The sequence below is a fragment of the Pseudoalteromonas sp. genome (genome assembly GCF_036960685.1).
Classification (GTDB): domain Bacteria; phylum Pseudomonadota; class Gammaproteobacteria; order Enterobacterales; family Alteromonadaceae; genus Pseudoalteromonas.
In genome coordinates, this window is record NZ_JBALXK010000008.1 from 118,851 (window position 1) to 134,123 (window position 15,273).

14 protein-coding genes are annotated in these 15,273 nt (G+C 40.5%); 4 read left to right on the forward strand and 10 right to left on the reverse strand.

The features are described 5' to 3' along the window. Positions 1 to 164 precede the first annotated feature (164 nt). The gene (locus V7783_RS09050; RefSeq protein ID WP_335678454.1) at positions 165 to 1,004 is read left to right on the forward strand and encodes a MipA/OmpV family protein; all 840 of its coding nucleotides are present in this window, start codon (positions 165 to 167) and stop codon (positions 1,002 to 1,004) included. Positions 1,005 to 1,034: 30 nt separating this feature from the next. On the opposite strand, the gene V7783_RS09055 is transcribed toward V7783_RS09050, so the two are convergent. From V7783_RS09055 to lptD, 8 genes are all read right to left on the reverse strand, one after another. Continuing rightward, a complete protein-coding gene (locus V7783_RS09055) occupies positions 1,035 to 1,442 on the reverse strand; it encodes a DUF3019 domain-containing protein (RefSeq protein ID WP_335678455.1) in 408 nt (135 codons plus the stop codon). 263 nt (positions 1,443 to 1,705) lie between these two features. Beyond that, positions 1,706 to 3,721: a methyl-accepting chemotaxis protein gene (locus V7783_RS09060; protein ID WP_335678456.1), complete on the reverse strand. Its 2,016-nt coding sequence runs from the start codon at positions 3,719 to 3,721 to the stop codon at positions 1,706 to 1,708. Positions 3,722 to 3,853: 132 nt separating this feature from the next. After that, complete coding sequence (locus V7783_RS09065) at positions 3,854 to 4,669, reverse strand: symmetrical bis(5'-nucleosyl)-tetraphosphatase (RefSeq protein ID WP_335678457.1); 816 nt, start codon at positions 4,667 to 4,669, stop codon at positions 3,854 to 3,856. Beyond that, the gene (apaG, locus tag V7783_RS09070) at positions 4,670 to 5,059 is read right to left on the reverse strand and encodes a Co2+/Mg2+ efflux protein ApaG (RefSeq protein WP_064665540.1); all 390 of its coding nucleotides are present in this window, start codon (positions 5,057 to 5,059) and stop codon (positions 4,670 to 4,672) included. Then, a complete protein-coding gene (gene rsmA / locus V7783_RS09075) occupies positions 5,043 to 5,849 on the reverse strand; it encodes a 16S rRNA (adenine(1518)-N(6)/adenine(1519)-N(6))-dimethyltransferase RsmA (protein ID WP_064665541.1) in 807 nt (268 codons plus the stop codon). Before rsmA ends, apaG begins: the two co-directional genes overlap by 17 nt. Next, the gene (gene pdxA / locus V7783_RS09080; RefSeq protein WP_335678458.1) at positions 5,846 to 6,838 is read right to left on the reverse strand and encodes a 4-hydroxythreonine-4-phosphate dehydrogenase PdxA; all 993 of its coding nucleotides are present in this window, start codon (positions 6,836 to 6,838) and stop codon (positions 5,846 to 5,848) included. The genes rsmA and pdxA overlap by 4 nt, the downstream gene beginning before the upstream one ends. Before the next feature lie 3 nt (positions 6,839 to 6,841). Next, the gene (surA, locus tag V7783_RS09085; RefSeq protein WP_335678459.1) at positions 6,842 to 8,137 is read right to left on the reverse strand and encodes a peptidylprolyl isomerase SurA; all 1,296 of its coding nucleotides are present in this window, start codon (positions 8,135 to 8,137) and stop codon (positions 6,842 to 6,844) included. A gap of 36 nt (positions 8,138 to 8,173) precedes the next feature. Further along, positions 8,174 to 10,417 (reverse strand): LPS assembly protein LptD, encoded by a 2,244-nt coding sequence (lptD, locus tag V7783_RS09090; protein ID WP_335678460.1) that lies wholly within the window; start codon positions 10,415 to 10,417, stop codon positions 8,174 to 8,176. Positions 10,418 to 10,520: 103 nt separating this feature from the next. Here lptD and V7783_RS09095 point away from each other — a divergent pair, with 103 nt between their 5' ends. The 3 genes from V7783_RS09095 to djlA are packed head-to-tail and all read left to right on the forward strand — an operon-like array spanning position 10,521 to position 13,085. Then, a complete protein-coding gene (locus tag V7783_RS09095; RefSeq protein ID WP_335678461.1) occupies positions 10,521 to 11,525 on the forward strand; it encodes an aminoglycoside phosphotransferase family protein in 1,005 nt (334 codons plus the stop codon). Further along, complete coding sequence (gene murU, locus V7783_RS09100) at positions 11,525 to 12,223, forward strand: N-acetylmuramate alpha-1-phosphate uridylyltransferase MurU (protein ID WP_335678462.1); 699 nt, start codon at positions 11,525 to 11,527, stop codon at positions 12,221 to 12,223. The genes V7783_RS09095 and murU overlap by 1 nt, the downstream gene beginning before the upstream one ends. Next, on the forward strand, positions 12,213 to 13,085 hold the full coding sequence (djlA, locus tag V7783_RS09105) for a co-chaperone DjlA (RefSeq protein ID WP_335678463.1): 873 nt from the start codon (positions 12,213 to 12,215) through the stop codon (positions 13,083 to 13,085). Before murU ends, djlA begins: the two co-directional genes overlap by 11 nt. Here djlA and V7783_RS09110 read toward each other — a convergent pair. Together V7783_RS09110 and rluA are read right to left on the reverse strand one after the other, a co-directional pair. Continuing rightward, the gene (locus V7783_RS09110; protein WP_335678464.1) at positions 13,068 to 13,994 is read right to left on the reverse strand and encodes a DUF3530 family protein; all 927 of its coding nucleotides are present in this window, start codon (positions 13,992 to 13,994) and stop codon (positions 13,068 to 13,070) included. The genes djlA and V7783_RS09110 overlap by 18 nt on opposite strands. Before the next feature lie 71 nt (positions 13,995 to 14,065). After that, the gene (rluA, locus tag V7783_RS09115; protein WP_335678465.1) at positions 14,066 to 14,719 is read right to left on the reverse strand and encodes a bifunctional tRNA pseudouridine(32) synthase/23S rRNA pseudouridine(746) synthase RluA; all 654 of its coding nucleotides are present in this window, start codon (positions 14,717 to 14,719) and stop codon (positions 14,066 to 14,068) included. Positions 14,720 to 15,273 lie beyond the last annotated feature (554 nt).

Sequence of the window (15,273 nt, forward strand, 5' to 3'; positions counted from 1 at the left end):
GCATTGTGTTACATTGCAATGAGGTGGAGTTTTATCTTATCTATTTAAATTATTATACAAACTTTTAAGTAGCAGATATGCTCTGTAAATTGTTACTGTAATTGATGTTGAGTAATTGCATCACTTCTCTAAATAAGCTGATAAATTAAGGTGGTTTGAATACAATGATGAGGTTTTTAGGGTTGCTGTGTTTTATATGCACAAGTGCAAGTGCGAAAGATGAGTTGAAACAGCAACAATTAATAAAAAAATCAACATTACATGCCAGTATTACTGTCGGCTATGGCGGTATTCAAAACCCTTTGGTGAATTCCAAAAATATCACATCCCCAGTTTTACCTAACTTTTCATATTATGGTGATCGTTGGTTTATAGATAATTTTGCAATTGGTTATAGCCTTGTTGAAACAGATAGTTACTATATAGATATAGCAGGGCGCTTTAATGATGACGGTTTTTTCTTTGAGTTAGACGGTATTGATAAGCTGTTTGCTAGTGGAATTATCTCTGATAATCCTAAAGCACCTACACGGCCATCAGCTCCAACAGTATCATTAACACCAATAAAGCGTGACCTTTCTTATTTAGCTGGATTGTCTAGTGGTATCAAGATTGCTGATAGCACCTGGTTAGAGCTTTCCTTAATGCAGGATATAACAGGTGTCCATGATGGTCATGAAGCACAAATCAATGCGTTTAAATCGCTCAAACTTTATGATGGTTTATTGGGTATTGAATTAGGTGCTAGTTATAAAAGTACAGATTTAATCGCGTATTATTATACTGTAGGTAAGTTAGAGGCATTAAGCCGATTACCTAAATATGAGATTAGTAGCGCTGTTAACTACCATCTTAAAGTCGTTTATGAATACCCTATCAACGAACAGTTTAGTATCGACCTGAAGCTTAAACATACCTGGCTAGACAGCGAACTTGCTCATAACCCTATGCTTGATGAAAATGGCTATTTTTCTGGTTTTGCGGGCATTACTTACCATTTTTAGAGCAGTATTGACTGTTAGATATTATAGCAATTATAAACTCCAGCCAAAGCGACGCTTAATTCGGTAATCCTTAGCTTCATAGCTGGCAATTGATAGTTCTTGTTCTTTGATAACTAAGTTTGTTAGCGGATCAATGAGTAGAACTTTAAGAGAGCGATTTGTATTAATTTTAAATCTTTCTTCGATTAGACCGTCGCGAGTATAACATTGGGTGTACTGGGGTCGGTTGGAAACTTCTAGGCATAGCTCTTTAAATGGAGCTAGTATGAAATTGACTTGGATATTAACTTCACATAACGCTTGTTTAGCTTCGGTAATACACACAGTAGGTGAGACTTTAAAAAAAGGCTTATTAGTTGATTTTGCAAAGCTATCTATACTGCTAACTATACAATAAATACACACTATGTTGATTAATGCTTTATGTCGGTTTTTCACTTCAGTTTAAAAATCCTTGGGGTGTTACACAACTGAGTACCTATTAATAATGGCGTTACATTCTATTTAGCTTTGGATCCCGAAAATGTTGTCAGTTTGTTAGCACAAAATAATACACTTCATTAAAGAGGGAGTAAATCCCAGCTAAAAATTAATTTACGTCTATTGGCTTATATCTGCTTGAATAAGTAGTAGGAAATTATTTACTAATAAAAAAGCCGCGCTAGAAAAATTAGCACGGCTTTTTTATGGATTGGGTTCGCTTAGACTTTAAACTTATCCACAGATAAACGTAACTCTTCAGCTAGTTTTGCCACTTCTGAGCTGGAGATATTGGTTTGATTTGCCCCTTCAGCCGTTTGTTCTGCAATCGCGACAATTGACTCAAGGCGTTCACTGATTTCTTGCGATACTTGCTGTTGCTCTTGTGCTGCGGTTGAGATCTCTTCACTCACGTCATGAGCTAAGGCCACAGCTGCGGTGATGGAATCTAATGCTGTATTGGCTAAATCGGACTGCTCAACACAGGAATCAGCTTGTTGTTTCCCTTTCGACATTGCCGTTACGGCTGCTTCAGCGCCTGTTTGCAGTGATTCTATCATAGCTTGAATTTCTTGTGTCGAGGCTTGTGTTTTACTTGCAAGCGATCGAACTTCATCAGCAACAACAGCAAAACCACGACCTTGCTCACCAGCACGGGCTGCTTCAATAGCAGCATTAAGTGCAAGTAGGTTGGTTTGATCTGCAATACCGCGAATAACGTCAAGGATGCTACCAATCGAGGCGCTATCTTGATGAAGTTTATTAATGACTTTAGATGCAGACTCAACTTCACGGGCAAGTTGTTCAATAGTTGATTTATTTTGGTTAGAAATACCTTTAACGCGATCTGCTTCTTTATCAGCGTTTTTAATTTCTTTAAGTGCTTGTTGAGCGCTATTACTGACCGTTTGTGAAGTGCTACTCATTTCTGTGGTTGCCGTTGCAGCTTGCTCTACTTGCGCTTGCTGGTTACGAATAGCTTGGCTTGATTCACCTGTAATTGCTGAAGTTTCTTCAGAAGCAGCAGCAAGCTGTGTAGAGCGAGAAATAATGCCTTGGATCAAGCTGCGTAAACTTGTGATCAATGTATTACAGCTACGCGATAATTCACCAAATTCATCTTTGGCACTGTCATCAAGGCGCTGTGTCATATCGCCACTGGCGACGATATCAAGAATACGATTAACTTCAGCCAATGGTTTGATGATGCGATTGACCGTAATATAAGCAACAATGATAGCTAACAGAGTGGCGCTGATCATACCAATCCAAGTCCAAAGGTTTGCAGCAGCAACATCGCGGCTTACTTCTTTTTGCAACTCAAAAGCGACATTACTTGCTTGGCCAACTAACTCATTAAGTTGTTTTAATGCGGTTGTTGTTGCTTGCTCTGCTTGAGCGAGTTCAGCTTCGGTAGTGGCAATAACATCGATTAAACGTTTTTTGTTAGCCGAAATACTATTATTGCCGAGAATGTTATCGCGAATAGAGACAAAGTAATTATTTAGGTCATTATATAAACCCGGCTCTGTAGCTTCCACCGCAGGTTTTAGAAGGTTTAAGCTACGCTCTATTTCTTCTAAATAATAAAGTTGCTCATTTTTAACGATATCTAAGGTATTTTGAGTTTTCACTGTCAGCATGTCAGTGCTATTTGTTACTAACGATAAAAAGTTATTTTCTAATTTATTGGCTGCTTGATACGCTCTGTTATCATTGCTTTCTAAGCCATCAATATCAATGATATCTAAAACTACAGAATTAGCGTCTTCCGCCGCAAGTTCAATAGCTTCCAGTTGGGCGCGAAGCGATTTATTGAGTTCTAGTTGATTACTTTTATCTTGTAATAAATTTTCTACTGATTTAATAAAGCGTTTGTAAGTTTGCTCAACGTTTTGGCTACTTTGATTAAGCTGTGGATTGCTATGAACAACCTGCTTTAATTGCGAGTAAGATTTATCAAAGCGTTGTTTTTGTTCTAATACAGATTGTTGAATTGGCGCAAGTTCCGCGGCTGATGCGGTGTAAAAACTTGCTTGTGCAGCTTTACTGATTAAAATAAATTCAACTTGTAGTTCTGAGCTTTGCTCTAAGGCTGGCAGCGATAATTGATTTACTTGCTGCGCTGAATTATTAATGTTTGCGATTCTAAGCAGTGAATTCCCCCCAATTAAAAGAAGCAATAAGGTGATACATATAAATCCACCCCAAATACGCTGGCTGACAGTTAAGTTCATATAAAATTCCATAAAGAGAGAAGCAATTAGACTTTATCGGCTTTATTGCGGATAAGTTAAGTAATTAAATTTAATTACTTTTAACAATTAGTAAACTAAATCTAACAGAAGATGAATTTTTTTTCAGGTTATTTAGATAGAATTAGCTGAATTAATGCTGAATCGCTGCTTATTTTTTAATTCTAGCAAGGTCATGGCTCCACCCCACACACAGCCTGTATCTAAAGCATGGATATTAGCCTGCTCGGTTATGCCTTCAAGTGCAGCCCAATGACCAAAAACAATGTGCTTTTTAAACGTATTAAAGCGTGGGTGTTTAAACCAAGGGATCATTGCATTTGAGTCAGTAATACCACCTTTAAATGTCAGCTCTAATTGATCATCAAGGGTCAAAAAGCGCATTCGTGTAAAGTAATTTACAATATAGCGAAATTGCTCAAACTCAGTAAGTTGTTCATTCCAAACCGCAGGGTGTTGCTCATACATATGTTTGAAATAGTCACTTGCATCAGATCCCTGATAACAGTGTTGTGCAAATTGAGCATGCTGTAGAGCTTCCTTAACAGACCAAGCAGGGTTTAGACCTGCGTGGCTAATAAATACCTGTTCTTGTTTAAGCCATAGCGCCAGTGGTTGCTGCTGCAACATGGCAATATAAGCAGGTAGCTTTTCTGAACTCAGTAGGGCGGCGAGTTTATCTTTGGGGTTAGCTGGTTTGCTTAGCATGTAGTTGGCAATCAGGTGTAAATCATGGTTGCCTAAGGTAACGGTGATACTATCTTGGTGTTTATATAAGTAATCTAAGCAGGCGAGGGAGTCGGGGCCGCGGGCAACAATGTCGCCCACTAAATAAAGGTGATCTTTGCTAGGGTTGAAATCAACGTGTAGCAACAAAGCTTGAAACTCTTGATAACAGCCTTGTAGATCACCTATTGCATAGTTAGCCATTTAATGCAAAATATTAGGCTGTGCTAAGCGAAAAACATTAATAGGTGCATCAAACTCGGTGCCAAATTCATTTTTCAAGGTGTAATAACCTTGCATTGTTCCTACTGGCGTATCCAGTACTGCACCGCTGGTGTATTTATAGCTTTCACCAGGGCCAATAGTTGGTTTTTCACCGACTACACCTTCACCTTGTACTTCGACTTCTTTACCATTTGCATCAGTGATCAGCCAATAGCGGCTAATTAACTTAGCACTGCATAAGCTGTGATTTTTAATGGTAACTGAATAAGCAAATACATATTTATCAAGCTCAGGTTGTGACTGACCTTCAACATAAAATGTTTCTACCGAGACTTTAATAGGGGAACCCAAATTACTGCTTGTTGTCATAAATCCAATTAGCTATATCAATAAATTGTTGTAATGAAAGGCTTTCAGCGCGTAAGGTGATATCGATACCGATACTTGTTAATTCATCTGCAGTGACTAAATTAGCTAAGCTATTACGCAGTGTTTTCCGGCGTTGGTTAAAAGCCTCTAAGCACACAGTGTTAAGAATTTTAGTACTTTTTGCTGTGCGTTGTTCTGGTTTTTTCGGAATTAAGCGAATAACGGCAGAGTCGACTTTAGGAGCTGGTTTAAAGCACTCAGGTGGCACTTCAATAACAGGCATGGCATTGCAGTAATACTGCGTCATCACACTTAAACGGCCGAAAGTTTTGCTGCCCGGGCCTGCAACCATGCGCTTAACTACTTCTTTTTGAAGCATAAAGTGCATGTGCTCTATGTTGTCAGCAAACTCAAATAAGTGAAATAGCAATGGCGTTGAAATATTGTAAGGTAGATTTCCAAACACTTTTAATTTACGCTCATCTTTCATCAAGCTTGAAAAATCAAACTTCATGGCATCGCCTTGATGCACGCTAAGCTTTGGCCCTAAAAATGGGTGTTCAGTTAAGCGTTGGGCTAAATCTTTATCGAGTTCAACAACCGTTAAGTGGCCGCTTAATTCGCTTACTGGTTCAGTGATAGCACCTAGACCAGGACCGATTTCAACTAAATTATCTTGCGGTTTAGGATCAATTGCGCTGACAATTTTATCGATGATCATCTCATCACATAAAAAGTTTTGCCCAAAACGTTTACGGGCGCGGTGTCCTAAATGTACTTTATCTGTCATTGATTTTGTGCTTTTTCATGGGCGAGCTTAATTGCTTCGCGGATCGCTAATTCAAAACTACCAACATCAGCATCACCACTGCCGGCTAAATCAAGTGCCGTACCGTGATCGACTGAGGTGCGTATAAACGGCAAGCCAAGTGTTATATTCACTGATTTACCAAAACCTTTGTATTTTAGCACAGGTAGGCCTTGATCGTGATACATTGCCAACACCGCATCGGCTTGTGATAAATATTTGTCTTGGAACAAAGTATCAGCCGGTAATGGACCAATCAAATTCATTCCCTCGCTGTTGAGTTTTTCTAGCGTAGGAGTAATGGTATCAATTTCTTCATGGCCTAAATGACCATCTTCACCGGCATGAGGGTTAAGCCCACAAACTAAAATACGTGGCTTTTCGATACCAAACTTAGTTTGTAAATCGTGATGTAAAATCCCCACCACTTTGCTCAGGCGTTCACTGGTGATAGCGCGCGATACATAAGCCAGTGGGATATGGGTCGTTACTAGTGCTACTCTTAAGCCCTCAGTAGCTAACAACATTACAACATCAGGTGTATTTGACTGCTGCGCAAAATATTCGGTGTGGCCGCTAAATGAAATCCCCGCTTTGTTAATAATACCTTTATGAACAGGGCCAGTTACGACCGCTGCAAATGTACCATTCATGTTCATTTCACAGGCGATGCGCAATGTATCGAGTACATACTGACCATTAGCATCATTTAACACACCCATTTCAACATCAGCACCTAAATCAACTTGGTGTAGATACACACTGCCAGCAGGTGCAAGTGCTGCTGGGGTATTTTCATCAAACGGGATCAAGTTGATTGTTAAACCAAGTTGCTTGGCTCGCTGCTGCAATAACTGTTTATCAGCAATTACCACCAGCTGTGCTGGCCAGTCATGTTGAGCAAGTTGTAACAGTAGATCAGGGCCAATCCCGGCAGGCTCGCCGGGAGTAATTGCAATACGTAGTGTCATTGGTTATTCATCAATTGGGAAAATTTCAACATGGGCTTGTTCGCGCATTTCTTGCTGCCAGTTAAAGCTTTCTTCTTTAAATTTACGATTAAATAGCATGCCGTGAGCGCGGTTTCGTTTCGCTATTTCTGTTTTATCGGCTACGCGTTTATCTAATAATTGCACTATATGCCAACCAAATGTAGTTCTAAACGGGTCACTTATCTCGTTTTTATCAAGCGATAACAGGGCATCTCTAAACTGCGGCACATACGTTGTAGGATCTGTCCAATCGTACTCGCCGCCTTTAAGTGCAGAACCTGGATCTTCTGAATATTCTTTCGCAAGTTCGCCAAAGTCAGCAGTCCCCGCACGTAAATCTTTAGCAAAACCATTGAGCATATTACGGGCTTTTTCTTCGCTTAAGATGATTGATGGCTTGATCAAGATATGACGTGAACGTACTTCTGTTGTTTCAACAACTTGGCGGCCGCGAATATCTTGTACTTTAATGATATGAAAACCAGCGCCTGAGCGAAGTGGACCAATAATGGCATCTTTTTTGGTGCCTTTTACAGCTTCAGCAAATAAAGACGGCATTTCATTAATGCTCATCCAACCAAGTTGGCCGCCTTCAAGTGCTTTTGAGCCACTTGATGATGAAATAGCGATACGTTTAAATTCTTTGCCGTCTTGTAAAAACTCGATCACTTTATCTGCACGGGTTTTAGCACTAGCAATTTCGTCAGCAGTGGCGTTATTAGGAATATCAATTAAAATATGGCCAATATCGTACTCTTCAGTATTTTGCCCTTGGCTTTCCATTATTTTTAATAGGTTATCGACTTCTTGTGGGCTGATATAAATACGACGGTCAACGTTTGCACGCATTACTTGTTGAGTGGTAATTTCTTTACGAATTTCTTCGCGATAAGATTGAAAGCTCTCGCCTGATGCTTCAATTGTACGGCGTAAGTCTGCGATCGACCCGCCTTGCTCTTTCGCCATGCCAATCAATGTTTGATCAAGTTGGCTATCAGAGATTTCTAAGCCCATGCGATCTGCCATTTGCATCATCAGTGTTTGATTTACTAAACGTTCCATTGCTTGGATACGCAAAGTTTCATCGGATGGCAATTCTTGACCTTGTTCTTTGGCTTGCGCTTTTACACGGTTAACAATAGTGTCAACTTCACTTTGTAAAATAACCCCTTGGTTTACAATACCCACCACCTTGTCGATTTCAACAGGGGCTGCGAAAGCACTTTGGCATAAACCAAGCGTTAATAATGCGGATGCTAATAATTTTTTTAAATTCATACTTTTTCTAATACTCTTGCTAATAGTACGGTAATACTAGTTATTAAGAAAATACGGTCTACGATAGCCAAAAATACCTTGTTGTAATAATTTTTGTGCATCATAACGGCTTTTACTACCTAACCCTTTTAAGACAATGTTAAATCCAATACTTGAATCAAAAGTGGCTTGTTCTTGGCCTATCGCTTGATTTAAATCAGTTTCAATTTGACGACGGGCTGTAATTTGAAAGGCCCAACAGCAAGATTCATATTGCAATCCACTGAATACCTCAACGCTACGGCCGCTTTCTAAATCGCGGTGATAGCTACTTACAAATTGCCATTGCTCACTTAGCGGGAAGCTAGTAAATAAGCCAACTTGCTCGATTGTATTGCCTGAGACATCATTTGCATAGCGATGGTTCAATTGTACCAGCTGATTATCGTCACCTTTATAATCTAAGGTCACATTCGACTGGATGATTTGCTTACCATCAGTGTCATATTGGATCCCGCCAGATAAATACCAACGACGGTGCCAATGTAACATGGTTTGCGCGGCAAACAAGGCATTATAGTTAGTATCTGAATCTAAGTTTTGTGCGGTTGGCTTGGCTGAATCGCTTAAATAGAAGATTTGCCCGGCGCTAAAGTTAAACAATTCTTCACTGTTATCGTCAAATAATCGCGTAGTGGCACCAAGCGTAAATTGATTTGCTGCGGCGATACGGTCGACGCTTGAGAAGCGGCTATCACGGAACAAACCAAAAAAATCATCTTGTAATTTAGTGGTGTCATATAGGCCGATATCAGATTGATCTTTGTCTGGTGTGTAAAGATACTGTACTTGCGGCTCTAACGTTTGAATACCATTGGCAATCATGCTGGTATCACGTTCAAAATTCAGTTGGCTGTATAAGCGCACTTTCGGCAAGGTACGCGATACTGTTTCAGCATAGTCAGTATTCGTTAAATCACCTTCTTGCTTATAATTAGTGTGCAGCACACTAAATTCAGATAAAAACGACCAAGCATGCTCTTGATAACCGTAGCTGGCTTTAGGTTCGATATGTACCCGAGTTGCTTTTTCTATTATTGCCGTATCATTGGTAAAATGGCTTAATTCACCATTGAATGTTAATTCAATATCGCTAAAGCGAAACGGTGTGGTTTGCGAAAAGCTAATTTGCGGTAACGCAGCATAAGATTCGGTATGATCGCCCAAAACTTCAAAGTTTTGGACTTTAATATCCGTGCGCCATGTTTCACCTAAGTAAGACAGTGAACCAGTACGATAAAGTTGCGTATCTGTACGTGTTGCGTAATTAGAGCCTAAATCAGTGAGATAGTTGTCATCACTGACATTAGTTATATCTATAGCCGCACGCCAGTTTTCATTAAAATAGCTTTGTTGTTGCCAGTGAAATAGAAAGCGTTCTTTGAGTTCTGGCTCTGAGTCATCTTTATCTAGATACTCAAGCGCAACCAAACCTTCGTTACTATCGCTTAAATATCGAAATTCACTTTGTAATTGCAGACCTTTTTTAGACATATAGCGTGGCGTGATAGTGGCATCGTAATTAGGCGCTATATTCCAATAATACGGTGTGATACTTTCAATACCATAACGGTCTGAACTGGAAATGTTAGGCGTTAATAGGCCTGACTTTCTTCGCTCATCAATCGGAAAAGTAAAATAGGGTAAGTACAGCACAGGCGTATCCATAATACGCAACACCATATCATGGGTTTCACCCCAGCCTTCTTCACGGGAGAGGAGTATTTCTTCTGCTTGAATTGCCCATAATGGCGTTTCATTTGGGCAGGTAGTAAAGCTTGCGTTCAGTAGCTCTAAGCCAGACTGATTCACTGTGAGCTTTTCTGCACCGCCGTGGCCTTGTTGATCGGTTAATTTATAATCGGCACCGAGTAAGCTGATTTCAGAACTATTTAAATCAGCATTGAGACCTGAGCTATTTACTTCGCTTATTCTATCACGGTAAGTAATAGGGCCAGTTGCATTAAGTAACCCACGCTGTTTGTCAATTAGCGCACTTTGTGCGGACAAACTCATAGTAAGGGTGTTAATATCAACATTACCGGTAAATTCTGCGCTTTGGGTACCAAGTAGTTCAATATCATCTGATTGGATATCGACCATGCCTAAATCAAGGCCAGCAAGCGGTTGCCAAGCTCTGGTTTGCATTGAATTGCCACAAAAGTTGTGTGTCAGTTCAGTTTCGGCAAGCGATGGTGCGCTGATCACACTTAGCATCATTATGCCCCAGGTTTTGCTCATTTATTAACCTTAATACGCTGTCGTTGAATATAAGAGTGACATAATAAAGGAAAACAATGGCAAATACAGTAATTGACTTAGTGAAAAATAGATATCTTACGAAATGAACCGTTATAAAAGTTTACAGCAGTTTTTAAATCCGCACTTCGAAGATGAAGTATATCAGCTTGCTGCGATCACGGGAGATGCGAGCTTCCGCCGCTATTTCCGCTTAAATCGTGGCCAAGATAGCTACATAGTAATGGACTCAGATCCAACTAAATTGGATAACACACCTTATATAGAACTTAATAAAGTTTTTTCTGAGCATGGTTTCAAACTACCAAAAATATTACATGCCGATGAAAAACAAGGGTTCTTCTTATTAAGTGATTTAGGCAATGTACACCTTGCTGATATGCTCGATGATAAAGAACGTATCAATCACTATAAGCATTTAATAAAACTCAGCGCGCAGTGGGCAAAAATGCCTGCGGTTGAACATATGAAAGATTTTGACCGTGCGTTTTTAGAATTAGAACTGAGTATTTTTTTACAGTGGCTAGTTGAAGAGTTTTTACAACTGAAAATCAGCTCAGCTGAGCGCTTAGTATGGCAAACTAGCTGTGAGTTACTGATTGCTAATGTGCTTGCTCAACCAAGTGTGACTGTGCATCGCGATTTTCATAGCCGCAACATTATGCGCAGTGAGCAACAGTGGGCGATTATTGATTACCAAGACGCTGTGCAAGGACCGGTTTGTTATGACTTGGTTTCGCTACTACGAGATTGTTACTTTAAGCTCCCTCACGATGAGCTCGAATATCTGCTTGAACATGCATTTAGCGAGTTTGAGCAACAGGGACTGATCAGCAATATTAGCTTTGCAACCTTTAAACAGTGGTTTGATTTAACCGGCATTCAGCGACACTTAAAAGCCGCGGGTATTTTCTGTCGGTTGAATTTGCGTGATGGTAAATCCGGATATATGAATAATGTACTGCCAACTCTACGTTACATTAGTGATGTTGCCCAAGATCACCCGTCCTTAGTGGAGTTAGGTCAGTGGATCAACAACACTATTATACCGGCTACTATTGTGGCACTTGATAAAGCAGCTGATAAATAATGAAAGCGATGATTTTAGCCGCGGGTCGCGGTCAGCGTATGATGCCATTAACCGCAGAGTTACCTAAACCAATGTTAAAGGTACAAGGTAAACCCTTAATTGAACATCATATTGAACGCCTAAAAATCGCCGGAATTACTGATTTTGTGATCAACCTTGCATGGCAAGGCGATAAAATTCGTGATTACTTTGCCGACGGTAGCCAGTTCGGTGTGCACATTGAGTATAGCCAAGAGCCACAGCAGGGACTTGAAACTGCGGGCGGTATTATCCAAGCACTGCCTTTACTTGGTGAGCAATTTATTGTTATTAACGGCGATATATTTACCGATTATGACGTCAGTTCATTACTGCATATTCATTTAGATGCAGGGGAAGGGCATATCGTCTTAGTTGAAAATCCGCCTCATAACCCACATGGTGATTTTAACTTGCGCCATTTAGATGCCAGTAGCCCAAAATACACATTCTCTGGGATCAGTCGTTTTCATCAACAATTTTTCGCCAAAATTGCTGCGGGTTCACATCGCTTAGGCCCGTTATTAAAAGAAAAATTAGCTGAACAGCTTGTCTCTACTGAGCTTTATATTGGTCGTTGGGATGATATTGGTACGCCTGAACGATTAGCGCAATTAAATGAGTCACTGATAGCGCAGCAAAATAATTTTCACAGTCTAGGAGCGCCACATGTGGGGTAAAATTTTAGGTGCCTGTTTTGGCTTTATGTTTGGGCGCATTATAGGCTTATTTATAGGCTTATATTTAGGCCATATGTTTGATAAAAGTTTAAAGCAAAACTTTGACAAAGCCGGTGGTTTCTCAAGTTTATTTAAAGGTGATGATGATATTCATCAGCGCCAAGCATTGTTTTTCACCAGTTGTTTTGGGGTGATGGGGCACATTGCTAAATCAAATGGACGGGTAAGCGAAACTCATATTCGTGCTGCCAGTCTCTTTATGGATGAAATGGGCCTTACGGGTGATGACCGTAAAGAAGCACAAGATGCTTTTAAAGCGGGAAAAGACAGTGATTTTTCGCTCAAAGAAACCGTCTTCGATTTTAAAGAGCGTTTTGCTCGCCGCCATGACTTATTGCAGCTGTTTTTAGAAATTCAGATCCAAATGGCATTTTCTGATGGGGTACTGGCCGCACAAGAAAAAGAATTGCTACAAGAAGTCAGTAAGTTATTAGGGGTTTCTAAAACTCATTTTGCGTTTGTACTTAAACGTTACCAAGCAGAGTTTTCATTTCGCCAGCAACAACAGCGCTATCAACAGCAGCAACAACGCCAACAAGGGCAGAGCAGTAGTTACCGTGAAGGTTCAGGTCACCATGTACCGCCAAATAGTGGCATGAGCCGCCCCCAAGCTTTGGCTTTATTAGGGTTAAATAATGAAGCAAGCGAGCGAGAAATAAAAGTAGCGTATCGTAAGCTGATGGCACAACATCATCCGGATAAGTTAGTTTCTCAAGGGTTACCTAAGCACATGATGGAATTGGCGGTAAAGAAAAGCCAAGATATTCAGGCAGCTTATGAATTCTTAAAAAAGGCGGCGTAAAAACCCGTCTACTTCTTTGGTGAGGCGTTCATGTTGCTGCGGCTCTGAGCGCAACCCAAATAACTCACGCTGGCGGTAATCATATTTACTATGGCGTTTTACCCAGCGCTTTCTATCTTCTATATTAAGTAATAAATCAGCGCTATCAACACTGTAGTAAACATCCAATAATGGTGGGCTAATTGTTGATACTATTGCGTTAAGTTGCTGATTACGTTTGCTGTTTGGTAAATAGCTACTGAGACTGACAAATGCATCAATATTGGTATTTGGGTATTCACCATAGTACTCAAGCAACACTGCGGCACTCGCGCCTTGGGCAATGACCACTATTTTACCATCTTCATTCAATGCACTTTGATACAAGGCATTAAAGCGTGCAATTAAGTTGAGTTTGTAATTATCGATTATCGCATTGCTTATTTGAGCAATCGCATCAACATGTACAGGGGCTTTGAGGGGAGCTTCAGAAGCGGCCGATTCGCTGTTGTCTGCTTGGTTATTCTCAGCAGGCTCACTTTGGGAGTTTTTCGGATCAGCAGGCACAGCTTGCCAGTCAATATCAGGTACCGTCATCGCCAATGTGGCATAGCCTAAATCATTAAGCTGGGTACGTAAAAAGTTAATGCCGTCATTATTGGTAGGTAAATGCTGCCAGTCAGGAATGATCAATACCACACCTCGCTGCTGGGCACTCATGTGCTCACGGTATAAACTCAAAAATTCAGTGTCACCAGCAAGCAGCGGCTTTAGTTCATCTTGCGGCATTAAGCGTGATAAATCACTACTGACAACGGTTGACCAGGGAGTAGGTGCTATAAAGTCGGCAGCTTGAATAGGCATCGTCAGTGCAATACCTATAGCCAAGCTCATTAATTGCGGTATTTTAAATTGTTTACCAGTAAACATATCAGCCACCAAGATGAATCAATAAGTCGTTATCGGCTTAAATGGCTAAAAGTTTAGGTTGATTTTAGAGTTTAAAAATCAGGCTCAGCCGTAAATGTCATGACTTGACCTGTTACCGGGTGCGCTAGTTGCAACATTTGAGCATGTAATTGTAGTCGTTGTGCAGCAGCTAATGCATCGTCATGAGCATAGAGCCTATCGGCTAGAATTGGGTGCCCAAGTGATAACATATGTACACGTAACTGATGAGAGCGTCCGGTGATTGGGGTGAGTTCGACCCGTGTTGCTTGCGCTTCATATTCAATAACGCTGTAGTGGGTTAAAGATGGCTTACCATTTTCATGATCAACCATTTGTTTTGGCCGATTAGGCCAATCACAGATCAGCGGTAAATCAACCGATCCTGTCAGTGGTTCAAGTTTTCCATAAACTCGTGCTATATAACGTTTAGCCGTTTGACGCTCTTGAAACTGCATACTTAAATTACGATGCGCGGCTTTATTCATCGCTAAACAAATGATGCCAGAGGTTGCCATATCTAAGCGGTGTACTATTTTAGCACTAGGAAATACGCGATTAACGCGAGCAATCAAGCAGTCTGCGTGCTTAGGATCTTTTCCTGGTACGGTTAATAGTTCACTGGGCTTATTCACAATCAGCAAATCATCATCTTGAAATATAATGCTTAAATACGGATCTAATGGGGGATTGTAGTTGATTAACACGGCCGACCTCAGTGATTTATAGGCACGCTATTTTAGAGAAGTCACCGCTTATATACAATGAGTTTGGGTTTAGTTGTTTTTCAGGCAAAAGAAAAGCGCGAACTATCTCTAGTCGCGCTTGCGGAATCTTCTAATTTTGCATCCTGCAATTGAACTTAATCAACTCCTAATCTTTACAAATCCATGTGATCACGCTGTTACTTGTTCGTTCTGCGTGATGAAGGCGCTCCGAGCCTGTCTCCTGTGTGCTTCCTTGTCATCCCTGTTGGTAATGTCTATTACCTATCCTTTACGCATCATCCTGATGCTATCCATTTATTAACAGTTCCATTGCGTTACCCTTTAGGGCCTGTCCATTCGTCCGCTTTTATAACATCCTGTTTAACAACTCTCTTGCGAGCCCTGTTGTTTATCCTTTTCGCATCATCTTGACGCTGTCCGTTTACTTACTATCCTTAGTGCTACTCATCCTGAGCCTGTCCGTGCGTCCATTTTTTCCTAACGTAACCTAGAATTCGAGGTTGATGAGTAATCAATCCTTGTCCGTTTACTCA

What these genes read in the sequence shown, in the direction of transcription:
- djlA (WP_335678463.1), top strand. Translation starts at nt 12,213, where the DNA reads ATGTGGGGTAAAATTTTAGGTGCCTGTTTTGGCTTTATGTTTGGGCGC.
- V7783_RS09110 (WP_335678464.1), bottom strand. Translation starts at nt 13,994, where the DNA reads ATGTTTACTGGTAAACAATTTAAAATACCGCAATTAATGAGCTTGGCT.
- pdxA (WP_335678458.1), bottom strand. Translation starts at nt 6,838, where the DNA reads ATGACACTACGTATTGCAATTACTCCCGGCGAGCCTGCCGGGATTGGC.
- V7783_RS09060 (WP_335678456.1), bottom strand. Translation starts at nt 3,721, where the DNA reads ATGAACTTAACTGTCAGCCAGCGTATTTGGGGTGGATTTATATGTATC.
- V7783_RS09095 (WP_335678461.1), top strand. Translation starts at nt 10,521, where the DNA reads ATGAACCGTTATAAAAGTTTACAGCAGTTTTTAAATCCGCACTTCGAA.
- lptD (WP_335678460.1), bottom strand. Translation starts at nt 10,417, where the DNA reads ATGAGCAAAACCTGGGGCATAATGATGCTAAGTGTGATCAGCGCACCA.
- surA (WP_335678459.1), bottom strand. Translation starts at nt 8,137, where the DNA reads ATGAATTTAAAAAAATTATTAGCATCCGCATTATTAACGCTTGGTTTA.
- murU (WP_335678462.1), top strand. Translation starts at nt 11,525, where the DNA reads ATGAAAGCGATGATTTTAGCCGCGGGTCGCGGTCAGCGTATGATGCCA.
- V7783_RS09050 (WP_335678454.1), top strand. Translation starts at nt 165, where the DNA reads ATGATGAGGTTTTTAGGGTTGCTGTGTTTTATATGCACAAGTGCAAGT.
- rsmA (WP_064665541.1), bottom strand. Translation starts at nt 5,849, where the DNA reads ATGACAGATAAAGTACATTTAGGACACCGCGCCCGTAAACGTTTTGGG.
- V7783_RS09065 (WP_335678457.1), bottom strand. Translation starts at nt 4,669, where the DNA reads ATGGCTAACTATGCAATAGGTGATCTACAAGGCTGTTATCAAGAGTTT.
- apaG (WP_064665540.1), bottom strand. Translation starts at nt 5,059, where the DNA reads ATGACAACAAGCAGTAATTTGGGTTCCCCTATTAAAGTCTCGGTAGAA.